At 55.0% G+C, this 24,061-nt stretch carries 22 protein-coding genes; 15 read left to right on the top strand and 7 right to left on the bottom strand.

Translation table 11 applies throughout. The annotated features are described in order from the left end of the window. Positions 1 to 62: 62 nt before the first annotated feature. Complete coding sequence (locus RCI_RS11005; RefSeq protein WP_012036513.1) at positions 63 to 365, top strand: Rieske (2Fe-2S) protein; 303 nt, start codon at positions 63 to 65, stop codon at positions 363 to 365. Between the two features lie 90 nt (positions 366 to 455). On the opposite strand, the gene RCI_RS11000 is transcribed toward RCI_RS11005, so the two are convergent. Together RCI_RS11000 and RCI_RS10995 are read right to left on the bottom strand one after the other, a co-directional pair. Next, positions 456 to 1,742 carry a tripartite tricarboxylate transporter permease gene (locus tag RCI_RS11000; protein ID WP_012036512.1) on the bottom strand — a complete coding sequence of 429 codons (1,287 nt, stop codon included), beginning with the start codon at positions 1,740 to 1,742 and terminating at the stop codon, positions 456 to 458. 196 nt (positions 1,743 to 1,938) lie between these two features. Further along, complete coding sequence (locus RCI_RS10995) at positions 1,939 to 2,721, bottom strand: hypothetical protein (RefSeq protein ID WP_012036511.1); 783 nt, start codon at positions 2,719 to 2,721, stop codon at positions 1,939 to 1,941. Between the two features lie 141 nt (positions 2,722 to 2,862). On the opposite strand from RCI_RS10995, the gene RCI_RS10990 reads away from it, so the two are divergent. Next, positions 2,863 to 3,789 carry a DMT family transporter gene (locus RCI_RS10990; RefSeq protein WP_012036510.1) on the top strand — a complete coding sequence of 309 codons (927 nt, stop codon included), beginning with the start codon at positions 2,863 to 2,865 and terminating at the stop codon, positions 3,787 to 3,789. A gap of 420 nt (positions 3,790 to 4,209) precedes the next feature. Here RCI_RS10990 and RCI_RS10985 read toward each other — a convergent pair whose 3' ends face one another. After that, positions 4,210 to 5,625, bottom strand: a complete 1,416-nt coding sequence (locus RCI_RS10985) for a Ni/Fe hydrogenase subunit alpha (RefSeq protein WP_012036509.1) — start codon at positions 5,623 to 5,625, stop codon at positions 4,210 to 4,212. Between the two features lie 10 nt (positions 5,626 to 5,635). Further along, positions 5,636 to 6,553 carry an NADH-quinone oxidoreductase subunit B family protein gene (locus tag RCI_RS10980; protein ID WP_012036508.1) on the bottom strand — a complete coding sequence of 306 codons (918 nt, stop codon included), beginning with the start codon at positions 6,551 to 6,553 and terminating at the stop codon, positions 5,636 to 5,638. 798 nt (positions 6,554 to 7,351) lie between these two features. Here RCI_RS10980 and RCI_RS16360 point away from each other — a divergent pair. Genes RCI_RS16360 through RCI_RS10925 form a run of 12 tightly spaced genes read left to right on the top strand, consistent with a single transcriptional unit; the run spans position 7,352 to position 18,313 of the window. Beyond that, complete coding sequence (locus RCI_RS16360; protein WP_012036506.1) at positions 7,352 to 7,600, top strand: 4Fe-4S binding protein; 249 nt, start codon at positions 7,352 to 7,354, stop codon at positions 7,598 to 7,600. Between the two features lie 25 nt (positions 7,601 to 7,625). Further along, entirely contained in the window at positions 7,626 to 8,717 is a 1,092-nt protein-coding gene (locus tag RCI_RS10975; RefSeq protein ID WP_012034601.1) for a 4Fe-4S binding protein, read from the top strand. Positions 8,718 to 8,719: 2 nt separating this feature from the next. Further along, positions 8,720 to 9,262, top strand: coding sequence for a CoB--CoM heterodisulfide reductase subunit C (gene hdrC / locus RCI_RS10970; protein ID WP_012034600.1), 543 nt, complete (start codon positions 8,720 to 8,722; stop codon positions 9,260 to 9,262). After that, positions 9,259 to 10,170, top strand: a complete 912-nt coding sequence (gene hdrB, locus RCI_RS10965) for a CoB--CoM heterodisulfide reductase subunit B (RefSeq protein ID WP_012036505.1) — start codon at positions 9,259 to 9,261, stop codon at positions 10,168 to 10,170. The genes hdrC and hdrB overlap by 4 nt, the downstream gene beginning before the upstream one ends. 11 nt (positions 10,171 to 10,181) lie before the next feature. Then, on the top strand, positions 10,182 to 12,158 hold the full coding sequence (locus tag RCI_RS10960; protein ID WP_012036504.1) for a CoB--CoM heterodisulfide reductase iron-sulfur subunit A family protein: 1,977 nt from the start codon (positions 10,182 to 10,184) through the stop codon (positions 12,156 to 12,158). A gap of 1 nt (position 12,159) precedes the next feature. After that, the gene (locus tag RCI_RS10955) at positions 12,160 to 12,681 is read left to right on the top strand and encodes a hydrogenase iron-sulfur subunit (RefSeq protein ID WP_012036503.1); all 522 of its coding nucleotides are present in this window, start codon (positions 12,160 to 12,162) and stop codon (positions 12,679 to 12,681) included. 23 nt (positions 12,682 to 12,704) lie between these two features. Further along, entirely contained in the window at positions 12,705 to 13,118 is a 414-nt protein-coding gene (locus RCI_RS10950) for a molybdopterin dinucleotide binding domain-containing protein (RefSeq protein ID WP_012036502.1), read from the top strand. Between the two features lie 2 nt (positions 13,119 to 13,120). Then, positions 13,121 to 14,482: a formylmethanofuran dehydrogenase subunit B gene (locus tag RCI_RS10945; protein ID WP_048198492.1), complete on the top strand. Its 1,362-nt coding sequence runs from the start codon at positions 13,121 to 13,123 to the stop codon at positions 14,480 to 14,482. Positions 14,483 to 14,494: 12 nt separating this feature from the next. Beyond that, positions 14,495 to 16,246: a tungsten-dependent formylmethanofuran dehydrogenase subunit FwdA gene (gene fwdA / locus RCI_RS10940; protein ID WP_012036500.1), complete on the top strand. Its 1,752-nt coding sequence runs from the start codon at positions 14,495 to 14,497 to the stop codon at positions 16,244 to 16,246. Between the two features lie 2 nt (positions 16,247 to 16,248). Further along, complete coding sequence (locus RCI_RS10935; RefSeq protein ID WP_012036499.1) at positions 16,249 to 17,049, top strand: formylmethanofuran dehydrogenase subunit C; 801 nt, start codon at positions 16,249 to 16,251, stop codon at positions 17,047 to 17,049. Between the two features lie 43 nt (positions 17,050 to 17,092). After that, positions 17,093 to 17,506 carry a hypothetical protein gene (locus RCI_RS10930; RefSeq protein ID WP_012036498.1) on the top strand — a complete coding sequence of 138 codons (414 nt, stop codon included), beginning with the start codon at positions 17,093 to 17,095 and terminating at the stop codon, positions 17,504 to 17,506. A 48-nt stretch (positions 17,507 to 17,554) separates the two neighbouring features. Beyond that, positions 17,555 to 18,313: a sugar phosphate isomerase/epimerase family protein gene (locus tag RCI_RS10925; protein ID WP_012036497.1), complete on the top strand. Its 759-nt coding sequence runs from the start codon at positions 17,555 to 17,557 to the stop codon at positions 18,311 to 18,313. Positions 18,314 to 18,417: 104 nt separating this feature from the next. On the opposite strand, the gene RCI_RS10920 is transcribed toward RCI_RS10925, so the two are convergent. The 3 genes from RCI_RS10920 to fen form a co-directional block, all read right to left on the bottom strand. Then, positions 18,418 to 20,274, bottom strand: a complete 1,857-nt coding sequence (locus RCI_RS10920; protein WP_148266602.1) for a PAS domain-containing sensor histidine kinase — start codon at positions 20,272 to 20,274, stop codon at positions 18,418 to 18,420. Between the two features lie 215 nt (positions 20,275 to 20,489). Next, a complete protein-coding gene (locus RCI_RS10915; RefSeq protein WP_012036495.1) occupies positions 20,490 to 21,167 on the bottom strand; it encodes a DUF169 domain-containing protein in 678 nt (225 codons plus the stop codon). 621 nt (positions 21,168 to 21,788) lie between these two features. Next, complete coding sequence (fen, locus tag RCI_RS10910) at positions 21,789 to 22,811, bottom strand: flap endonuclease-1 (protein WP_012036494.1); 1,023 nt, start codon at positions 22,809 to 22,811, stop codon at positions 21,789 to 21,791. A gap of 367 nt (positions 22,812 to 23,178) precedes the next feature. On the opposite strand from fen, the gene RCI_RS10905 reads away from it, so the two are divergent. Then, positions 23,179 to 23,889, top strand: coding sequence for a hypothetical protein (locus RCI_RS10905; RefSeq protein ID WP_052309959.1), 711 nt, complete (start codon positions 23,179 to 23,181; stop codon positions 23,887 to 23,889). The last annotated feature ends 172 nt before the right edge of the window (positions 23,890 to 24,061 follow it).

The raw sequence follows: 24,061 nt of genomic DNA, 5'->3' as shown, positions 1-24,061 counted from the left end.
ACTGCCAGTCACCATGTATTCGAATATAAATATTCATATCGGATGAAGGCTGATCTCAGCTTATGGTTTATACGAAGGTTGCAAAGACGGCTGATATACAGCCGGGAACTATTAAGGGCTTCGTGATCGACGGTAAGAAGATCGCTGTGGCGAACGTGGATGGCCAGTTTTTCTCGATCGAGGATAGCTGCCCCCACCAGAAACAGCCTCTGTCACAGGGCATGATGATGGGGAACGTAGTGATGTGCCTGTACCACGGGTACAGGGTCGATCTGACCACCGGGGAGTCGCTGAACACGGCGAACGAAAGGGTGAAGACATATCCAGCCAAAGTAGAAGGGGACGACATACTGATAGATGTCTGAGCCCGACCCTTTTTTATCTTATTATCGAAACAAGTCGATCATGTCCCTATGCAGGGTATGATAACCCATGGGATAGCCTATGGTCCCGCCTCAGAGGAAATAGAGGATGCAGGGCACCATTAGCACTCCCATCAGGCAGGTCTTCCGCACGTTGACCAGGTGGGCGGACAGCCCCACCGCAGCAGCGATTAGAAAGATGGCGAGCCCTGGAATGCCGGTCATCACGATGCACATGATGGCTAGAAATACCATCACGCCCCAGTTGAGGAGCCGGTAGTCCAGCGCGCTAAAGATCCTGGCAGCGCAGGAGCCGGCAACCAGCGTCAGCAGATAAGCGATTACTCCCGCGATGCAGATGGCGAACAGGAATATCACGAAAGCCTCGTAGCCGATGGAGCCTCCGAGCACCTCCTGAGCGGCGGCCACTGCACCGCTGCGGGGGCGCATGATCACGTAAAGCGCAACAAGTGAAAAGATGTCGTTAGAGGTGTTCACGCAGGATACTGATACCAGGTACTTCCGGTCAGTGTCCCCCTCCTTAGTAGAGAACAGGCTCACGATGGAAGTGGCCACGCCAGCGCTGACCGCGGGGAACCATGATACGAGGGCCCCTGCGACTGTCCCTGCTCCTGAAGCGCGAAGGATATCGCCGGCAGACATAGTGATCTTGCTCCGCCGCTGAGCCGGTAGCACAGACTGTATGTTGAGGCTCAATAACAGCGGAGGCATTCCGAACAGGCCTGAGAGAAGCGGCAGCAGCACCGAGGGCATGCCGAGAGAAAGGACTGGCGAAAGGAGGTATTCAGCCTGAAAGGAGGCGATTCCCAGGGCTCCCGCAGTGAGGAAGATGAGGAGCGCCCAGCAGACTTTTCTGATCCTGCTGCTGACAGAGAGGTAACGGCTTCCCTGATAGTTGGTCAGGATCACGAAAGCGGCTATAGCTATCAGTATCAAGGACATGTTAGCCTGCAACACCGGCAGCGCTGTCTTGAAGCCCATGGACAGGGGGACGATCAGCAGCAGGGAGATCACGATCGCCAGCCCGCTGCCTATGGCCGAAAGCCTCACTGCCTCCTCGCCCAGGCCGTCCAGCAGCAGCCTGTGGCCGGGCATGACTGCGAGCACCGTGGACTCGTCCGGGGCGCCGAGGAATACGGCGGGAATGATGTCAAGAAAACTTTGCGAGATAGTGCTCGAGACTATGGTGATCGCAATGTACAGCGGCTCGATACCGGCTGCCAGCATGCCGGGGCTGAGGCCGAGAAGGATAGCGGAAGTGTTGTTGACGTGAACCCCGGGCAGGAGCCCTGCGATCATGCCTATGCAGATGCCCGCGAGGACCGACAGGAGCAGCAAGGCTATGGAGACTTCAAGCACAACTAGTACTTAATTACAAATTATTAAAAATTAGTGGTCGTACGAGGTACTATCGTCCGGATAGAGCATGGATGATTTATGTTCGCCAGTAGCCCCGGAATATGAACATAGGCAATCGATCTTGTAAGGCTTTTTACAGCCATCGCAAAAAAAGGAGAGGTTGCAGGCATACTAGATGCCTGCAGACAAACTTAGTTTACTGGCTGATGGTCGCTTCGCCGTTGGTGTGTGCCCTGAAGGACACGCTGAAGACGTACAGGCCGGCTTCTTCGATCTCGCCGGTCGCATCTCCGGTTTCGCTGACGATCCAGGGACCATCGAGCCTGACGCTTTTACCGGTGTCTACCTTGTGCAGGCCTACCATCGTGGTGCCCTGCTCACTGCTGTCGAAGCCGTGGTGCTTGACGCTGATGGTCACCGGGCCGGGGTTCAGCGATACTGCCTTAGCGACCTGCTCCCCGGGTCCGCCGGTGACGGTCAGAGGTACATTTTCACCGGTAGTCGGCTTCGTATATGTGACAGTGTAGGTTCCGCCATTTGCCACGTTCAGCCTTGCCGGGCCAGGCTTTGCGAAGTACCCTTCCGCTTCAACGACTAAGTAAGATGAGCCGCTGGGGTCCATAAGTGAAACCATGCCGTAGCTGTCTCCCTCAGGCGATTCGAGAGCGGCGGTAAACCAGTCTTCGTAGCCACCCTTGTTAGTCCAGGTGTAGATGTACGTGCCTTCCTCGAGGTTGAAGGTCTCGCTGTACTGATCGTCACTCATACTGGTCTTGGTGCCGGTGATAGTGATCGTGTCCCCGGAAGTGGTGACCGAGGCCAGCGGGTTTTTCCCGCCCGTGCTGGTAGCCGGGGTTGTCGGCGTCGCGGTACCCGGTGTAGTCGGAGTGGTCTGGTTACCACCTAAACATCCGCTCAGGGCGGTGGAGGCCACGAGAATGGCCAGTACGCCCAGAACTAGTAATACCCTCTTATTCATACATATCCTCCATAAGGTGTTAATTTAAAACGATATCGACGGCATGGTAGATAAGCGTTATCTGATCGATGCCAACATAACCTTTTTATCACATGACCGCCACCTACAAGCCTCATCTACATTAAGTCGGGGCAAATACGGATGGACGTGGAAAATGGTGCGGGCAAAACAGGCAAGAGCTGGCTGTGGCTCCTCGCCGGGCTGGTCGTGATCAACGCCTTCTGGGGCGCGTCAGGCGTGGCGATCAAGGAAGCCTACCTTCAGCTCGGCACCATGGAGATCCTGGCCCTGAGGTTCGCCATTGCCACGCCCCTGCTGATCGGCGCCACGCTGCTCTGGAAGGGCAGAAAAGCCTTTAACGTAGAGCTGAAAGACATACCGTACTTCGCCGCCCTCGCCACGATCGGGGTAACACTATCATTCTTCCTGCAGGTGCTGTCGCTTGACTACACCACGGCGACTAACTTTACTCTGATATTCAACCTGTCGACCTTCTTCATCATCTTCCTATCCGCCTGGCTGATGGGCGAGAAGCTGACCAACAACAAGCTGATAGGGGCATTCGTAGCATTCGCCGGGCTTGCCCTGATCGTGACCAACGGCAACTTCAGCCTGTCCCCTAACATCCTGGGCGACGGCATTGCACTCATGGGCACGCTGGCATGGGCAATCTACACCGTGCTGGGCAAGCGGGCTAATGAAAAGTACTCCGCTCTGACAGTGCTGAACTACGTCTTCATCTTCGGCACCCTGGAACTCATACCACTGTACTTCTTATCCCCGCATACGCCGGTAACCGCTTTTACCGGGCTGACCTGGCTATCGATGGGCTTCCTCGCTATCTGCTGCTCATTAATCGCTTTCCTCGTGTACAACTACGGGCTGGAGAAGCTCCCGGCATCCACGATCGCTGTCTTCATCTACATCATGCCCCTCTCCGGCGTCCTGCTGGCGGCCATAGTGCTGGGCGAAGCGATGACAGCCTATACGCTGGCCGGGGCGGCGCTCATCATCTTCGGGATGTTTTTCGCGGAGAAAAAGCATGGAAAAGCCGGGGCTTCAAGTTAACCTATGACCAGAGCCTCAACTATTTACCACAGAGGTTCACAGAGAAACGGTTAACCACAGAGGCACAGAGAAACACAGAGATGCCAGAGTAATTTTCTATTTTGATGATGGAGAGAGTCGAAGTTTTTCGGTAATATCACTCTATAGACTTGACGCACGTATGCCGATCCATAAGTTAAAAGAAAGATACAGACGCGCTCTCTGATTATTAAGTAAGCCTCTGTGAGTCTCTGTGGATCTCTGTGCCTCTGTGGTAACCAGTACTCTGTGAACCTCTGTGCGTCTCTGTGCCTCTGTGGTAAAACAACTACTATGTGAGCCTCTGCGTCTCTATAGTGGCAGCCACTCTGTGCGATGTGTAATGAATATGCAAAAAAGTAGGTAAGAGGAACTGGTTAGTTCCTCCCTTATTCTTTAAATTTACCTGCGGATGACCTTCTTCTCGCCGCTGGCGTAGTTGAAGGTGACCTCGAGCGGCATCTTGCCGGCTACGCTGTGGGTAGCGCAAGAGAAGCACGGGTCGTAGGCCCTGATGACCATTTCCATCCTGTTGAGGATGCCCTCTTCAGGGGTGGGGCTGTTGATGATCTTCTGGGCGGTGTTCTTCAGGCCGAGGTTGATGGCCTTGTTGTTGTGCGCAGTGGCGACGATGATGTTGGCCTTGGTGATCATGCCCTTCTCGTCGGTGTCGTAGTCGTGGATGAGGGTGCCTCTCGGAGCCTCGATCACGCCTACACCAGTGGCTGCCCTTGCCTTTACAGGTACGCGCAGTTCCTTGCCGGTGATAGCCTTGTTGCTCAGCAGCTCGACTGCCTTCTCGGAGGCGTAGAGCAGCTCGATGAGCCTGGCGTAGTGGTACAGCAGGGTCATCTGGGCCGGCCTGCCGAAGGCCTTGCGGAACTCCTGCAGCTCGGCATTGGCGAGCGGGGTGTCGATCTGGTCGCAGACGTTGATCCTGGACAGCGGCGAGACACGGTACATGCCGTTCTCCCAGCCCATTTCCTTCCAGTAGGGGGCCTTCATGTAGGAGTGCGGGTACACGTATTCGCTGATGTACTGCAGGTAGTCCTGGGGCTTGAATTCCTTGATGATGCTGCCATCCTTGCCCTGGAGCCTGAGCATACCGTCGTAGAGCTCGAGGTTGCCGTTCTTGACTAAGCCCATGTGCATGGACTCGGCTTCGCCGAGGAGCTTGATCGCGTCGATGTACTGGTTGAAGATGGGCTTTGCCAGTGCAAGGGCGTTCTGCGCGTAGGTGACAGCCTGCTTGGCCATGGGCAGCAGCCTGTCGACGTCAGCCTGGGTTAAGCCCTTGCTGATACCGCCGGGGATGTAGGTCACGGGGTTGATGGACCTGCCCGCGGTGGCCTCGACGATCTGCTGGCCGATCTTCCTGAACATGACTGCCTCGGTGGCGAGAGCGGGGTTGGCGCCCACGATGCCGAAGACGTTCCTCTGGGTCGGGTTGCCGTCCGGGGTGAACACGAAGTCCGGTGCGCCCAGGAAGTAGAAATGGAGCGAGTGGGAGTGGATGTACTGACCGTACTGCATGAGCTCACGGAGCATGTTTGCAGTCTGGGGTGCCTCTACGCCGAAGCACTCGTCTACTGCCTTGGCTGCTGCCAGGTGGTGGGACACAGGGCAGATACCGCAGATCTGGGTGACGATCCTGGGGGCCTCTTCGACAGCCCTGCCCTGCAGGAACTTCTCGAAACCCCTGATCTCCATGATGTTGAGCCTTGCGTCGGTGGCCTTGTTGTTGTCATCGACGTCGATGGTAATCTGAGCGTGGCCCTCGATTCTGGTTACTGGTGAGACTTTAATCTGTTTAACCATGATAATCACCTTATTTCTTTGCCGTCTTCTCGACTGCCTTCTTGGTCAGGAACGAGGAGGGCATGGTGTACTTGTAGAAGTTGCCGATGGGGTCGTAGACTTCAGCCACGAACTTGTCCAGGTCGGTGTTCGGGTCGTCGTCGAGGCCGTAGCAGGAGGAGACTGCGCTGATCATGGCAGAGCCCTGCTCGGGAGAGTTCTCGCACGGGCCGAAGCAGCCGCGGCATGCTACGCCGGAGGACGGGCACATTGCGCCGCAGCCTGCCCTGGTGGCAGAACCGCTGCACAGGTATCCCTGCTCGAACAGGCACTTCTTCTCGTCGATGGTGCCTTCGAAGGGCCTGAGGATCTTCTTGAGGTTCCTCTCGGACTTCTCACGGGCGCACTCGTCGCAGACGGACTTAGTGCTGAGCTTGTACTCGGCAGCGCCCAGCAGGCTGAGGATAGCCTGGGCGATCATTGCCGGCCTCGGTCCGCAGCCCGGGATCATTGCGTCTACCTTGACGTAGTCGCTGAGGGGCTTTGCGTCCGGAAGCAGGGTCGGGAGGCCGTCCATGTACGGGTGCCTCTGGATCTCGTTCTTGGTGCTCTTGGTGGTGACGTAGACCTCTTCGAGCAGCTGCTCGGGGGTGTAGAGGTTAGCCATACCGGGCGTGCCGCCGAAGCAGGCGCAGCTGCCGAGAGCTACCAGGATGTCCACGTTCTTCCTCATCTCGAGTAACTCGTGGAGGTTGTCAGAGTTCCTGACACAGCCAGATACGATGCCCACGGTCGCCTTCGGGATGTGCTTGGTGTCCATAAGGACCGGGATGTAGACAAACTCGATCTTGTCAAGGATAGGTAAGAGAGCCTCGTGAGTGTCCAGCACCGAGATTTCACAGCCGGCGCAGGCGCCAATCCAGGTCTCTGCTACTTTTACTTTCGACATACGTTCAACTCCGTTTCGGGCTTCGCCGGAATATTATATTCCATAGTCACCCGATATTAGCTACAGTCTTTTTGCGGCAATGGGGTATATAACACTTTAGTTATAACTGAAAAAATTTTCACCCTGCCACTAATGCCTGCAGTGCAAGGGATTGTGACCCATGAGAAACTGGTTTTTTTACAGGCAACATTTTTAAGCTGCGATTGTTCCTATATATTATGTATCTACCCCTGTCAGGGCAATCACTACCTCACCACGAAGCTGTCGATATGGCGAAATATATCCTGCGCAATAGGATGCAGGTATTCTTGTAAGTTTCTATGTCAGGCAGAGTATTACGACTGCATGAGAATATAATATGTCTCGTGATACAATATAAGTTTAAATAGAGAATATGCTATATATTATAGTATCATTGCGATTTTGACAAATAAATTATAGGCAAACAATGATATATTATATGAGATATGGGAAAAAGTTTATATCACAATAATACTAAATATAGTCCTTAAACATGGTAAGCAAACCCATGTGGTAAGCAAGCAGGATAACCGGTGTTGTTTTTATTTATCGGCCGAATAGCGTAGTGAGAGAGAAGGGAGGATGATAGCGGAAATTGATCATTCAGGATAGAAAAGGATTTAATATGGTGAATAATACGCAATGAAAAACAAATATAAAAGCTTTAAGCCACCAATAAAAAATAATATAAAAATGGCCGCGTTGGTTGAAAAACGACTTCGTAAGCTATAAATAGATTGTGTAGTCATACAAAATCAACCAACTTATTAAAACCTAATGGCTGGTGCTAACGTGACGACAATATCATTAGATATCCAGAACAGGACCTGTACTGGTTGCAATAATTGCGTTGTCGCCTGCCCGGTCAATGCGTTGGAGTTGACGGTTGCCAACCCGGTAACCAAAAAGAAGACTTACAATGTTTTGAACGGTAAGGCAGTGGTTGTCGATGAGGAAGTCTGCAATGGTTGCGGCATTTGCCTTGAAGTCTGCCCTCAGAGAGCGATCACGCTTACAACGGAGTGAGATTGTATAGGAGGAGGAAATAACCTTGTTTCCCAGTTATTCGAAGAAAACAGAGAACAATAAGCAGGTAATCGAACAGAGGCTGCTGACCCAGAAGTTAAATCTGGCTGTGGACCTGGATCGGTGTACCGGTTGCGGAGTCTGTATTGACGCCTGTCCGGAAGAGGCAATTACCGAGGGCCCGATCGGCGCAGTAAGCCGTGGCAAGGCTAAGGTATCCAAGGTCGATGTCGACCCGAAGAAGTGCTCTTTCTGCGGTGTATGCAACATCCTTTGCCCGTTCAACGCCATCAAGCTGTCCGTAGACGGCGTAGAGAAACTCCCCATTCTGGAGCAGCAGGGCTTCCCGGTGCTTGAGAAGAAAGCGAAGATCGACGATGAGAAGTGCTCTCGCTGTGTGCTGTGCGAAGAGGTCTGCCCGAGGGACGCCATCAGGAGAGACGTCGCCAAGGTTGACCAGGGCCACAAGGCTGCTTCGACCATGAAGTACGCGATCGACTACAAGCTCGACGATGCGAAGTGCACCAAGTGCGGCATCTGCGCAGAGGCCTGCGACGCATTCAAGATCGAATACAAAGAGCCGACTCCACTGACAGTAAAGAGGATCGGCGAGGTCAAGTTCGACGAGAAGAAGTGCGACGCCTGCAAAGTCTGCGTAGAGATCTGCCCCGAGGATGCAATCTCCATCGAGCGCAAGATCATCGAAGAGCCCAAGCTCAGCGGCAAGGTCGCCATCGACACTAACGAGTGCGTCACCTGTACGTGGTGTCAGGTCATCTGCCCGAAGGATGCGGCGAAGGTTGAGAAGGTCTTCGAAGGCGAACTCACCATTAACACCGCCAACTGCCCGGCCGGCTGCTCTACCTGCGTAGACGTCTGCCCGTGCAACGCACTGTACCTGCCCGTAGTCGAGGAAGCAGGCCACAAGCCCGGCAAGCTCGCCTACAACAAGGACTTCTGCATCTACTGCGGCGCCTGCATCAACGCCTGCCCGGCTGACAGCACGATCACCATGAAGAGGAACAAGATCAACGTCACCGGCGAGAAGACCAACCTGTACAACAAGATCGAGGCCAAGCTCTTCGCAGAGAAGACCCCGAAGATCAAGGAGGCCTAAAAATGGCTGCATTAGAATCACAGGTAATAAACCTCAACAAGGGTTTAATCAACTTCACCCACGAGGTAGAGAAACAGGGCGGAGAGAACATCGGCGTCTGCTACCAGTGCGGTACCTGCACCGGCAGCTGCCCCCAGGGCAGAAGGAACGCCCTCAGGACCAGGAAGATCATGAGGATGGTTGCCCTTGGTATGAAGGATCAGCTCCTCCGGGATGATTCCATCTGGTACTGCTCGACCTGCTACACCTGCACTGACAGGTGTCCCAGGCATGTCAAGCCCACTGATGTTATCATCGCGCTGAGGAATATGGCCACCAGGGAATTGCTGGTACCGAAGAATTTCGTGCAGAACATGACGTTCATCTCGCAGACCGGCCATGCTGTGCCGAACAATGACGCTAACAGGGCTCTGAGAGTTAAGCTCGGCCTGACGGCAGAGCCGCCGACGACAGCCACGCACCCCGAGTACATCCCGGGCATCATGAAGATCATGGAGGCTACCGGTCTCATGGCTATCAAGGCTCAACTGGAGGCTAAGAAATGAGTCACTCAGCATCTAACAAGACATCCTTATACTTAGGCTGTATCGCTCCGAACCGTTACCCCGGCATCGAGGCTGCAACCTTGAAGACCGCTAAGAATCTGGGCCTGGAGTTCGCTGACCTCGTCGGCGCATCCTGCTGCCCCGCCCCCGGCGCGTTCGGCAGCATGGACGTCCTCACCTGGGAAGCCCTCGCAGCAAGAAACATCTGCCTGTCTGAACAGATGGGCCTCGACTGCACCGTCGTATGCAACGGGTGCTACAAGTCCCTGTACGACGTGAACGAGAAGCTCAAGGAGAACCCTGCTGAGAAGGCCAAGGTCAACGAGCTGCTGAAGCTTGCGGACATGGAATTCAAGGGCACCATAGAGGTACGCCACTTAGCAGAGCAGCTCTACAAGGATGTAGGGATCAAGAAGATCAAGGACTCGGTTGTCACGCCCCTGAACGGCATCAAGGTCGGCGTCCACTACGGCTGCCACATGCTCAAGCCCGCCAGGGAAAGAAGATTCGGAAGCCCCGCGTTCTCCACGGAAAGGCCCACCTTCCTCGATGAGATGGTCGAGGCACTCGGCGCCACCTCGGTGGACTACAGGGAGAAGATGATGTGCTGCGGTGCCGGTGGCGGTGTCCGTGGCTACAAGAAGGACTACGCGCTGGACATGACCAACGAGAAGCTGAGGAACATGCAGGAAGTCGGCGTCGACGTCATCGTAGATGTCTGCCCGTTCTGCCACCTGCAATTCGACCTCGGCCAGGTCGAGATTGCCGAAAAGTTCGGCGACAGGTACAACATCCCTGTGCTGCACTTCTCGCAGCTCTTAGGCCTCGCCCAGGGCATGAGTCCCGAGGAACTCGGCCTGAGCGCGCACCAGATCAAGGTTGACAAGTTACTCGACAGGATTGTGTGAGGGGATAAGATATGGCAAACGGTAAAGAAAACAGAGTAGGAGTCTTCATCTGTCACTGCGGTACCAACATCGCCGGCACCGTCAACGTGAAGGCTATCGCCGAATACGCGAAGACCCTTCCGGGCGTTGTCATCGCTGACGATTACCCGTACATGTGCTCGACCCCCGGTCAGGAAAAGATCAAGACTGCAGTCAAGGAGCACCAGCTCGACGCAATCGTCGTTGCAGCATGCACCCCGCGTCTGCACGAGCCGACCTTCAGGAAGGCAACCGAGCTGGCAGGCTTAAACCCGTTCGTCTTTGAGATGGCGAACATCCGTGAGCAGTCCTCGTGGATCCACATGAAAGAGCCCGAGAGAGCAACCGAGAAGGCCAAGGACATCGTCCGCATGGCTATCGCTAAGGCAAGGCTCCTCGAGCCGCTCGAGCAGAAGTCCGTACCCTGCGAAAAGACCGCAATGGTCATCGGCGCAGGCGTCGGCGGTATCGAAGCAGCCATGAAGCTCGCAGACTCGGGCATCGTCACCTACGTAGTTGAGAAGGAGCCGACCATCGGCGGCTACATGTCCAAGCTGGACAAGACCTTCCCGACCCTCGACTGCTCCCAGTGTATCCTGTCCCCGAAGATGGCAGAAGTCGGCAGGCACCCCAACATCAGGCTGCTGACCTACGCCGAGGTCGCCAACGTAGACGGTTACATCGGCAACTTCAACGTCACCGTCAAGAAGAAGGCAAGAGGCGTCATCGAGGATGCCTGCAACGGCTGCGGCGACTGCGCAACTGTCTGCCCGGTAAGCAGGCCTAACGAGTTCGATATCGGCCTCGGCCCGAGGAAGGCAATCTACATCTGCCACCCGCAGGTAGTGCCCCTCAAGTACACCGTCGACTTCGATTCTTGCGTCAAGTGCGAGCTGTGCGTGAAGAAGTGCGGCGACAAGAAGGCAATCAACCTCGACATGAAGGATGAGTTCGTCGAGATCAAGGTCGGCTCCATCATCGTGGCAACCGGCTTCGATCTCTATGAGATTGAGAAGAAAGAGGAGTGGGGCTACGGCGTCTACGACAACGTCATCACCGGCATCCACTTCGAGAGACTCATCAACGCTGCAGGCCCGACTGGCGGCAAGCTGATCAGGCCCAGCGACGGCCAGAAGCCCCACAACGTAGGCTTCGTGCTCTGCGCCGGATCGAGAGACAAGGACGCCCAGCAGTACTGCTCCAGAGTTTGCTGTATGTACTCGCTCAAGCACGCCCACCAGATCATGGAAAAGATGCCCGGTGTGACGCCTTACCTGTTCTACATGGACATCAGGTCCTTCGGTAAGGCATACGAAGAGTTCTACTACAGAATCTCTGACGAGGGCGCCAAGTTCATCAGGGGCAGGGTCGCCAAGATCCAGGAGCTCCCGAACAAGAACCTGCTGGTCCAGGCAGAAGACACTCTGCTCGGCACCCCGATCAACATAGAGCTCGAAATGGTAGTCCTCGCCTCCGCCATCGTACCCAAGAAGTCGACCGAGGAGCTCAGGAACAAGCTCATCATCTCGAGGAGCTCAGACCAGTTCCTGCTCGAGGCTCACCCCAAGCTGAACCCGTTCTCGACCTCGACCGACGGTATCTTCCTCGCAGGCTGCTGCCAGGGACCGAAAGACATCCCCGACACAGTAGCCCAGGCAGCTGGTGCAGCTGCAGCAGCGGCAGTACCCATCAACCAGGGTAAAGTCATGCTCGAGCCGATCGCAGGCAAAGTCGACGATGCACTCTGCTCCGGCTGCGGCGTATGCGTAGGACTCTGCCCGTACAAGGCTATCACCATGGTCGATATCGAAGATGGCAAGAGGAAGGCTAACCTGAACGACGCTATGTGTAAGGGCTGCGGCACCTGCGGTGGCGCCTGCCCGGCAAAGGCAATCAGGATGCAGCACTTCACCAACCCCCAGATCAGAGCGCAGATAGCTGCATTATTCACTCCTGCAGGCGGTGTCTAAAATGGCTGACGAATTTGAACCAAAAATCCTCGGTATCCTGTGCAACTGGTGTACCTACGCAGGCGCTGACCTCGCAGGTGTATCCAGAGCCCAGTATCCCCCCAACGTCCGTGTAGTACGTATCATGTGTACCGGACGTGTCGACCCGGCTTTCATCATGGAGGCATTCTCCCTGGGCGCGGACGCGGTTCTCGTGTCCGGCTGCCACATCGGCGACTGCCACTACATAGCTGGTAACTACAAGGCGAGGCGCCGTGTAGCCCTCACCAGGAAGGTCCTGGAAGAGATGGGCCTGGACGGCAAGAGGCTCAAGATGACCTTCGTCTCGGCATCCGAAGGTGCCCTGTGGGCAGAGGTCGTCAAGAACATGGTCGCCGACATCAAGAAGCTCGGCCCCAGCCCTGTCCAGAAGAAGGTCGCCGCCGCAGCCCACGGTGCTGCAGCAGCAGACGATGACCTCGCTGAACTCTCGAAGATAAGCGCTGGCAAGAAAGTCGAAGCAGCCCCGTTACAGAAACAGTAACACGGGCGTAAGGAGACCCGAAGATGACTAACTCGATAGAAGTAAATCTTATATCAGGCCGGACCGTCTGGCAGGGTGTGGCAATCGAAGGCCACAAGCATGACGACGGTTACATTAAGGCCTGTGGAATATGTGAGCTTGATGTCGCTGACATGAAGAAGCTTCACGTGTTCCCGGGCCAGACCGTAAAGGTAACATCCGCTTACGGTACTGTAATCGTCAGGGCGGTCAAGGCAACCCAGGGCCCGCACCCTGGGCTGGCCTTTATTCCCATGGGGCCGTGGGCTAACCAGGTCATCAGTACAGAAATGTACTCGACCGGGATGCCCAGCTTCAAGGGAGTCAAGGTCACGATCGAGCCAGCGCCCGGCGAGACAGTCGAGAACGGCATAAAGCTGCTCCAGAAGACCACCTTAAACCTCAAGCAGGAGGCCTAAACATGATGGAATCTAAGACTCAGGCTACTACTGAGATGAAGAACCTCAAGGTAGTCACGGATGTTGTTTGCCCCTTCTGCGGCACGTTGTGCGACGATATCAAGGTGATTATGGACGGCAACCGGATCGTCGACACGCTTAACGCATGTGTGATTGGCAATGAGAAGTTCAAGTCTGCTCAGGCAGGCCACAGGATCCTCGCCCCCATGGAGAGGGAGGATAACTCCGCAGAGTTCGCCCCCGTATCCTACGATTACGCAATCGAGAGGGCAGCCCAGATCCTGGCAAACGCCCGCAGACCGTTAATGTACGGCTGGTCCTCTACCTCGTGTGAGGCGCAGGCAGTCGGCAACGAACTTGCAGAAGTATGCGGCGCAGTCACCGACAACACCGCGTCCGTCTGCCACGGCCCCTCCGTGATGGCCATCCAGACTGTAGGCGCTCCGTGCTGCACTCTCGGTGAAGTCAAGAACAGAGCAGACCTCATCATCTACTGGGGCTGCAACCCCGTACACGCCCACCCGAGGCACATGAGCAGGTACACGACCTATCCGAGAGGCTTCTTCACAGAGAGAGGCTTCAAGGACAGGACTATGGTCGTCGTAGATCCGAGGCCGACTGACACCGCGAAGCAGGCGGACATTCACGTCCAGGTCGAACAGGGCAAGGACTACGAGCTTCTAGACGCCCTCAGGACTGTCATCCGTGGCGAGGACATCCCCGACGTGGTAGGCGGCGTCAAGAAAGAGGACATCAAGGCACTGGGAGATCTGTGCAAGTCCAGGAAGTTCGGCGTCTTGTTCTTCGGAATGGGTGTTACCCAGTCCATCGGCAAGCACAGGAACATCGACATTGCGATTTCTTTCGTGGCCGACATGAATAAGTACACTAAGTTCACCCTCGTCGCTATGAGAGGCCACTACAACGTGACCGGCAGCGGCCAGGTCATGAGCTGGCAGAGCGGCTTCCCGTTCAGCATGGACTTCTCCAGAGGCTACCCCAGGTACAACCCGGGCGAGACCGCGGCGAATGACATATTGCAGAGGCAGGAATGTGACGCAGCCTTAGTGATCGCATCCGATCCTGGCGCACACTTCCCGGTATCGTCCATGAAGTATTACGCCCAGATCCCGACCATCTGCATCGACCCGCACGAGACCCCGACGACCGGCATCAGCAAGATCGTCATACCGTCGACTATCGTAGGTGTCGAGGAAGAAGGCAACGCTTACCGTATGGACAACGTGCCCATCCGCTGCAGAAAGGTCTGTGACGCTCCGGAAGGCATCCTCTCCGACAAGGAAATCCTGGAGAGAATCCTGGCGAGAGTGAAGGAGATCAAGGCAGAGAAGAAAGGACAGTGAGAGGTATAGATCATGTCTGCAAAGCCACTGAAAGTTCAAAATGAGGTACTCATCAAGAACGGGTATGTATACGACCCGTTAAATGGCGTCAAGGGCGATGTTAAGGACATCGCTATCCAGAACGGCAAGATCGTTGAGCCCTCCAAGCTGTCCACTAAGGCGAAGGTCATCGATGCTAAGGGCAAAGTAGTGATGCCCGGCGGTGTCGACATCCACACCCACGTAGCAGGCCCCAAGGTCAACGTGGGCCGTATGTACAGGCCCGAGGACAAGCTCCACGACACCATGGAGCACCGCACAGACTTGCTAAGGGCAGGCGGAGGCTTCTCCGTCCCGAGCACCTTCGTCACCGCGTACAGGTACGCCAAGCTCGGCTACACCTTCGTCAACGAGGCGGCCATGCCGCCCCTTCTGGCAAGGCACACCCACGAGGAAATGCACGACACCCCGATCCTGGACCAGTCAGCCTTCACACTGCTGGGCAACAACTGGCTCGTGATGGAATACATCAAAAAAGGCCAGAAGGAAAACCTGGACGCATACGTCGCGTGGATCCTTAAGGCAACTAAGGGCAGCGCCATTAAGATCGTCAACCCCGGCGGAACGGAAGCCTGGGGCTGGGGTAAGAACTGCACGGACATCGACGACCCCGTACCGTACTTCGACGTCACGCCGAAGGACATCATCACGGGCCTGTGCGAGACCAACGAAAGGCTTGGTCTGCCGCACTCGATTCACCTGCACGGCAACAACCTCGGACACCCTGGCAACTACACCACCACGCTCAAGACCCTGGCCCTGACCGAGAACATCAGGACCAACAAGAAGTCGGGCAGAAACCAGAACGTCCACTTCACCCACGCCCAGTTCAACTCCTACGGCGGAACTGCGTGGAAGGACTTCGTATCCAAGGCTGACGAGATCGCCAATTACGTGAATAACCACGACCACCTGACCATCGACGTAGGCTTCGTTACCTTAGACGAGACCACGACGATGACAGCAGACGGCCCGTTCGAGTTCACCCTGCACTCTACCAACCACCTGAAGTGGGCAAACGTAGATGTAGAGCTGGAAACCGGCTCCGGCGTAGTGCCGTTTATCTACGACTCCAGGAACCACGTCTTCGGTATCCAGTGGGCAACCGGTTTAGAGCTCGGTCTGCTTGTCAAGGATCCGATGAAGTGCTTCCTGACTACTGACCACCCGAACGCAGGTCCGTTCACCAGGTACCCGGTCGTCGCAAGCTGGCTCATGAGCAAGAAGGCCAGGGACGCCAAGCTCGCAACTCTCCACAAGTGGGTTGCAGAGAGAACTCAGATCAAGGACATCGACAGGGAACTGAGCCTCTACGAGCTCGCCCAGATGACCAGGGCAGGCCCCGCAAAGGCGCTCGGCATGTCCAGGAACAAGGGCCACCTCGGCATAGGCGCAGACGGCGACGTCTCCATCTACGATCTGGACCCGAAGACCACCGACATCGGCCAGCAGCCGGAAGTACTCGTCAAGGCTCTCGAAGGAGCGGCTTACACCATCAAGGGCGGCGATATCGTCGTCAAGGATGGCGAAGTCGTGTCTGTAGACGCTCCGAAGTACACTATCTGGTCCGATGCAGACGGCTTTAACAACAAGGAAGTCATGAACGATATCGTGGAAAAGTTCCTGAAGTACTACTCGGTCACCCTGAACAACTACCCGGTGCAGGACGTCTATGCCCCGCATCAGCAGGTAATTAAGGCAGGGCCGCTGGCAGGAGGCAACTAATCATGGAAAAAGTTACCTTAACGCCAAACGGGGAAAAGTACCTCGTGCTCGAAGCTGAATGTATCACCCCGGACAACTTCGCGGGCAAGACTCTGGAAGAGATCGCTGACATGCAGGTGTGGGAGGGTAACACCACCCACCGCCTCGGCAAGTTCTTCGACATCAGCGGCACCACTGCCGCTACAGCCGAAGAGCAGGCAATCGTCATCAACGGCAGCGTTCCCAGAGTCAAGTACATCGGCTCGAAGATGACCGCCGGCGCCATCCTTTGCAAGGGCGACGTAGACATGTACTGCGGCGCCTGGATGAAGGGCGGCAGCATCCTCGTCAAAGGCAACGCCGACGCCTTCGCAGGCATCCAGATGGAAGGCGGCGACCTCGTCATCGAGGGCAACGCCGGCAACTACCTGGGCGCAGCATACCGTGGCGACTGGAGAGGCATGAAAGGCGGCAACATCCTGGTCAAAGGCAACGCAGGCTGCGACATAGGCGAATACATGATCGGCGGCACTATAACGGTGCACGGCAACGTCACCATCAACGCCGGCATCCACGCCGGCAGAGCTGTCGGCGCAAAAGAGCCCGGCGGAAAGATCATCATCCACGGCAACGCCGAAAGCAGAGTCGGCGCCCAGATGACCCGCGGCACCATCTACGTCCTCGGCAAGATCGGCACCATGATGCCAGGCTTCGCCCTCAAATCAACGGAAGAAGTAGAACTCGACGGCAAGAAGATGCCGTTCAAGGTATACACCGGTGACCGCGCAGAGGCCGGAAAAGGCACTCTGTACGTGAAGGCCTGAAACCCAAAAAAGTTATATAACACGTTGAACATCTCGTAATGAGATGTTCAATTCTATTTATTCGCCTGACAATTTTTCAGAGGATAACGTCATGCCGTGGTACAACGTTTTACTCAACTCCACCATCTCTACGACCCGCTACCTCAACGACAACTACGCCAACGTAGAGTTCAAAGTGATCGGTCAGGAAGAGAAAGACGGCCACATCTACCGCATCTCAGAGTTCATCATCGGCAACAAGATCATAGTACACTCTACCGTAGACATAGACATAGCAAATAATCCTCCGAAATTCATCGACATCATGAGGGAAGAGAAAACTCCCATCGGCGACGCTCTGAGGGACAACAACTACTTTGTAGAGCGGGAGATCCTGCACCACGACGTTTCATCCAAAGTATACGTAATGAAAGGTGACGTCAACCTAAAAATCACGGAAAAATACTACAATATGTAGATTTTTCTGCCAAATATACTATATTTTCGTCAGGCGTACCCACGCCATATGCCCGAAGTACTCTTACAGCTGCGGCCCGGAGGAAGGTTCAAGGACTATATCAGAGCCTTCGACATAGCCGAGCGGTCAGGCTTCGATGGCGTTGAAATTGAATCACGTGCCATGGGTTCAGACCCTGAACGCATGAACCTTCTTGCTCTCGAGCACGGCCTGCCCATAAAGAGTGTCATAGCGCAGGATCCGCTTAGCTATTACCTATTAGATAATACTTCAGACTATGAGGTAATAGAAGAAGTCGACCCGGAAATCGTTGTATTCAAAACGCCCAGCGCATCAGTGCTCAGCTGGCCATTGAGAAAAATTTTCTCCGAACAGGTCCGCAGATACGTCGAGAAGCTGGGTAAACAAAAAATAGCTATAGAGAATACGTATAAAACCGCCGTGTTGAGTAAGCCGATCTTTAATATAAAAGGACTAAGAGACTTCGTATACGAGCACGACCTCTCTGTCAACTTCGACGTCTCCGACTGCGCAGCTTCAGGCATGGACATCCTGTTATCCTGCGACATGCTGATCCCCAGAATAAAAAACGTCCACTTCAGCGACTATGGCGGCCAGGCATCGCGAGGACACATTTTCCCCGGCTTCGGTTTATTGCCGCTGGGCATGTTCCTGTCCAGGCTCAGAGAATATAAGTATAAAGGCCCTATCACGCTGGAAGTGGACCCGCGTGACATGCCTTACGACAGCGAAGACCATATAACATTATACAACGAAATTATAGGCTTCATCAAGAGCTACTTTTGAAAATTATATATGTCACAACTCTTCCAGCCGAAAGATTAAAAAGGCGGATCTTTGACAGGATTCCATAGCAAAACGAGATACGGCTCTCCAGCTCTACGATACCCTTAATTATTCGTCGCACTATCCGCCACTGCAGGCAACAGCACCACGAACCTGGCACCCTTCGAATAATCGCCCGGCACCCTGTCCTCCACCCATATCCTGCCCTTATAGTCGTCGACGAGGGTCCTCACCAGGTATAGCCCGAGGCCTTTCCCCGTCAGCTTCGACTGATCCCTGACCGAGCGTTGAAAGATAGCCTGCTTCCGCTCGTCCGAAATGCCAGGTCCGGTATCATCTATATCGATCCGGCAGAACAATTGCCCCTGCTCAGCTACAGATTTCACGAAAATATTGATCGTTAGATCACCGCTGGAATGCTTGATCGCATTACCCACGAGATTAACGAATACGTCTCTGACTAGCTCGTTAGCCCGAACTTTACAGTGGGATTGAGCCGAATAGTTGATGTTTATATTACGCCCTGGCACAGCCGAAAACTGGCTTTTGACATCTCCGAGTATCCGGGTTACATCGATCACAACTGGCGCGAGGCCTCCGCGCTTTTCTTTCTGGAGCTTGCGAACGCTGTCGATCAGGCTGGAGCTGCTTTTCAGCGAATCGACCGCATTAGTGATCAACTGCAAATCCTCCTCGGACAAATACCCTGTCGCAAGAAGCTTGTCTGTGGCCATTTCCAGAAACCCCAGCGAAGCCTGGTTCATGTTGTTGATATCGTGGCCCATCAGATCCACGTACAGCTCTGCCTGAGCTTTAGCGTCGGCCAGAGCGATCTCATAATGCTTTCGCTCCGTCGTATCTATAGCTGTCACAATACCTGCAGGCTTGCCCAGGTACTCGATTTGGCCGGCCGTAAACTGAGCCCACCGTAGCTCCCCGTCTTTGGTGATGTACTCAATCTCATACTCTGCCGGGACCGGCTCTCCCCTCTGCCTCGCCAGGCCGTACTGCCTGACCATATCCTTATACTTAGGGTGCACCATCTCCCAGAAATCCTTCTGGACAATTTCCTCGCGGCTGTAACCTGTAAACATCGTCGCAGTCAGGTTAGCATAGATGAGCTTTGTGCCCTGATACATGAAGATCGCCATGGGCGACAGCTCCGACAGCACCCGGAACTTCTCCTCGCTCTCCTTCAGCGCCAGATCGGACTTCTTACGTTCCGTGATATCCAGGGCCGTGATCACGCCAGACATTTTCCCCTTATAGACAACAGGCCCCACGCTGACATCACACCACCGCTCTTCCCCGTCCTTCCGGACGAACTTGATCTCGAACCTGGCAGGGAGGCTTTTACCATGCAGTAGCAAATCCCCATATTTTATGATCTCGTCTTTGAAATCCGGGTGGATCAGGTCCCAGTAATAAATATTCTTAAGATCATCAGAGCTATACCCGACCATCTCCATCGCTTCCGGGTTGGCATAAATTACCCTGTTGTTCTGGACCAGCAAAACGGCAGCCAGGGCAGTTTCTGAAAGAGCCCTGAAGAGCTCTTCCTTTTCTGCCAGCTCTCGAATACTCCTCTTGCGCTCGACGATTTCCGTGATGAAGGCGTAGTAGATGGGGACCGGGCCCCCGGCGGGTTGATACCGGTTTATGATCAGCTCCACAGGCAGTAAGGTTCCATCTGCCCGGACAATTGAAACTTCCTGCTTACGCGCTTCCCGTCCCAGGTCCTGATCATCCATCCCGGCAAGGATATGAGCTTTGGACTCTTGCGTCGTAAACTTGCCAGGCCACAGCTCTTTCTCGACCTGCTCCTGCGATTGCCCGGTCAGCTCATAGAACGGAGGATTAACAGTGATGATAGACCCGTCCCTCTGCCACGCAATAAAAGACACCGTATCGTTCTTAATCGCTTCTGCAGCGAATGAACCTAGTTCAGACAGGTCACGCATCCTGCACACCAGCAAATACTATACGTTTGTCTGTAAAAATGTTAGAAATGATAAAAAGCGAAATCGGTCGCTGATATTAGCGATGATCTCCACCGACTGTAATCAGAAACGTACAGTGCAGCGATTGCCTATAATAAGAAATAAAATGGATTGCTGCCCGGGCAGATACGATCACCCGACCGCCCGCCCGGGTCGCCGTACCTAAATACTAATATTTATTTCGCGACTGCTACTTTTTCCAGCGCCGCAACAGTGGACTCAAGCTTCTCCACAGGGATGCCAGCGATAAGCTCGTCATCCTCGATCTTCGCGTTCTTCCGGGAGCCGTTACACCCGAAGGAAGCGCAAATCTCCCCGGTCAGGATGGGCTCGGCGACTGCGTCAGAGCACACGGACTGGATGCCCGAAAAGTCGATGAAATTCCTGCCGCCGCTGCCGTAGATGTTCGCCTGCGCAATGCGGAGGAGCTGCTTCGGATTGCCGATGATGACGATGGCGTCAGGCTGAAAAGCCGCCTTCTCCAGCGGCGCGTATACAGTGGCATAATACTGCTCGTCGAGCCGTGGCACCTCATCGACCGTCCGCTTCGCCGCATTCTTCGTGCTGAACCTGCCAAGGCTGAAGTAGAAATCACCACTCCGGATGTTGGCCGGAGTCTCCATAAGGCCCAGCGCACTGGCGCCCCCGGCACAGGCGTGCTTCTCCTTCGGGGCGTAAAACACCTCGCCCGCCCGGGCCTTTTGCACCATCTCACAGTGCCTCACCTTCTCGCCCAGCTCCACAATGCCAGCCGGAACCTCTTCCTTAGAGCGTACCAGCTTGACAGCAACAGGCGAGCCCTTCAGGGCCAGGATAGACTTGAGCTTAGATGAGAGTTCCTCGTAAGTACTCATGATCAGACCTCTTAACTAGAAATTAACGGCGTGAAATGTTATATGCTTTTTGAATTTGAATCCAGAGAGCGATGGACACGAGAATCAAAAAGCCAAGGCAATAACGAGCCACAGCAGCACAGCCCTTTATCCTGACAACCGGAAAACAAATCTTTGAACCACGGCGGCACGGCGACAATGCGAGAAACGACTGCTGGATGGTTATTTAAACCACGGCGGCACGGCGACACAGAGACAACCCGTACTGGAATAGCAAGGCCCCTTTTTTAGATCTACGGCGGCACGGCGGGCTGACGGCATGGAGACAAGCGTGTTATCCAGTATCTCGGTATTATACTTGAAGGAGTTCAGCAGAGCATTGAAGCTTTCTGGCTATCGGCCGTGTACATGCGAAAGCGATTCTATAGTAAACGGTTTTTTGGTTAATGCGCTGTCTCCGTGTCGCCGTGGACTTAAAAAGGAGTACTCTGTTCGGCGTCGCAGTTGTCGCTGTGTCGCCGTGTCGCCGTGGTTCAAGTAATCATCTGGCCTGTCGTGAATCGCACGGTTGCCGTGTCGCCGTGCCGCCGTGGTTAGAACATTTAGCTTGTTATAGCTATATGCATCCAGCTATGACTCAAGTCAGAACCACGATGACAGGGTCTTTTGCTTTGTAGTCTCTGATACAGCGGTAGTCAGCCTTTCGAGCACTTTGTCGACCCGGTCGACCGAGAAGCTGTGCTCCTCGCACAGGAACTCTTTTATCTTCGCCGGCTCGGGCTTGCCCCACTTCACCTGATAGTCGTCGGTCACTGTCGGGTGCAGGAAGAACTCTTTTATGGCCTCCCAGTTCTCGATGGTCTGGCCCAGCTCATCCAGGATTGCGGGCATATTGTCACCGTGCTTTTTCACGAGCTTAAGGGCAGTCTTGGGCCCGACCTTGAAGATGCCGGGATTATAGTCCGTGCCGACGAGGATGGCCATGTCGATCAGTTCCTCACGGGTGAGGCCGAGAGTGGCGAGCACTTCCTGAAGCTCGATAACCTCCGGCTTGACATCCATGTAGATATTTTTCCTGGGCACCTTCCGCTTGCCCGTGATGGCGATGTTCCTGACGACCCGGGGCGCTCCGAACAGGAGGGAATCGTAATCCTGGGAGCCCACGTAGTCCGCGGCGCCCCTGGAGACCATGTAAGCGGCCTGAGCCTCGCCCTCGGAGGGAGCCACTATAAAGGGAATGCCCATATAGCCCAAAAGGACTTTCGCGTCGTCCACGATCTGCCGGTTGATGCTGGTAGAAGCCTGCGCGTATTTATAGGCCTCCGCACTTCCGGCAGCCTTCGCCGCCTCGTACATCTGCCTCGCCGCCTCCCGTACCTCCGCCCGGGCCTTGATCGTCTCCGCCTTGAACGACGGGGGCTTCCCGTCGAACACGAAGACCGGCTTCATGCCCTCCTCGACAAGGTTAGTCACACGGTAGATGATGCCCGATAGGTGAGACGTTACATTACCCCGGTCATCCGCGAGCGGAGCCCCGTCCTGCTGGCGGATGATGCTTAAAAACTGGTAGAGCGTATTATAGGCGTCGACCGCCACCGTGCGGTTATTCAGCTCTTTCAGCTCGATCTCCCTCGGCTCCACAAGGCCGCCCAAATCGACTCCCATACAAAAATCACTCCATACCACAAATGCGCCTAATAATAATATCACTTTTGCCGCCGGCCTGACGGCCGGAAAGAAACTGGAGCCACTACTGCGCTGCTACGACGGGTTACACGACACTGCGGTGAAGCATATTACCCCACACTGTTGTCTGCGATCAAGGCTGACGGCCATTTTAGCCCATTTTCAATGATTTAAATAATAATATCAGCCTGTTAGAGGTTTAGAGCATTATAACACCCCCTTTTGCAAATGTAAAGGCTATTTTGCTATATTTTCTTCAATTGAGCCCTCTGAACATCTTTTTTAACTGACAACTTTTATCAGACCTCGACCAGATGTGGTGATCGAAGGAAAAGGGAGTGTAGTTATGAAAATGGTATACAAAATATATGCAGCGGCAATCGTGCTGCTTACGGCAGCGCTGATAGCCACGCCCGCCAGCGCAATGCTGGGCTGCGGCCTCGGCGGATGCGGAATTGGCGCAGGACTGGGCGGATACGGACTTGGCGGATACGGACTTGGCGGACTCGGCGCAGGCGCCTGCGGCGCCGTCTCATACGGTGAGCCTCAGGACTGCGTAGCGACGATCGCGTGCAATATCCCAGTCACGACTCAGGTTCCGACCATCACGACCACAACCGTGCCCCAGGAAGTACCCATCACGGTTCCGGTGCAGTCCTGCGTGCCGGTCCAGGTGCCCAGGACTGTCGTCGTACCCGAGACGGTAAATGTCCCGGTCACAACCTGCGCCCAGTCCACGACGACTGTGCCGGTGACGGTGCCCGTCCAGACTTCGGTGCCCGTCTGCACTAAGATCCCGCAGGTCTACACCGTGCCCCTCGGCTGTGCAGCCCCGGCAGCACCCGCTTGCCCGCCCGCAGCAGCAGCACCGGCCCCTGGCCCGGCTCCGGCAGCAGCCAACATCTGCCCGCCGACCGGCATGGCAGCAGCAGGCGGCATACCCGCAGGCATCGGCGGCCTGACTGCCGGCATGTCCCAGGCACCCGCCGGCGCAGCCGGCGCAACTGGCGCAACCATGCCCCAGGCAGCAAGTGCCCCCACAACGGTTGCCCGCTAAATAAATAAGCCAAACCACAACTGAAGTAAAAGGTTGGGAAACCCTCCGAACGACAGAACGACAGAACAAACAATATATGAGCCGGCCTACACCGCCGGCTCTCACACTCATTTTATAAGCAAGAGATACTCTGTCCAGTAATTATTCACCAGAGAGATGCACAGCGATTCAT

It is taken from the genome of Methanocella arvoryzae MRE50 (genome assembly GCF_000063445.1).
Classification (GTDB): Archaea; Halobacteriota; Methanocellia; order Methanocellales; family Methanocellaceae; genus Methanocella_A; species Methanocella_A arvoryzae.
Note: the sequence above shows the minus strand (reverse complement) of the source record. Positions and strands in the feature narration are given on the sequence as shown.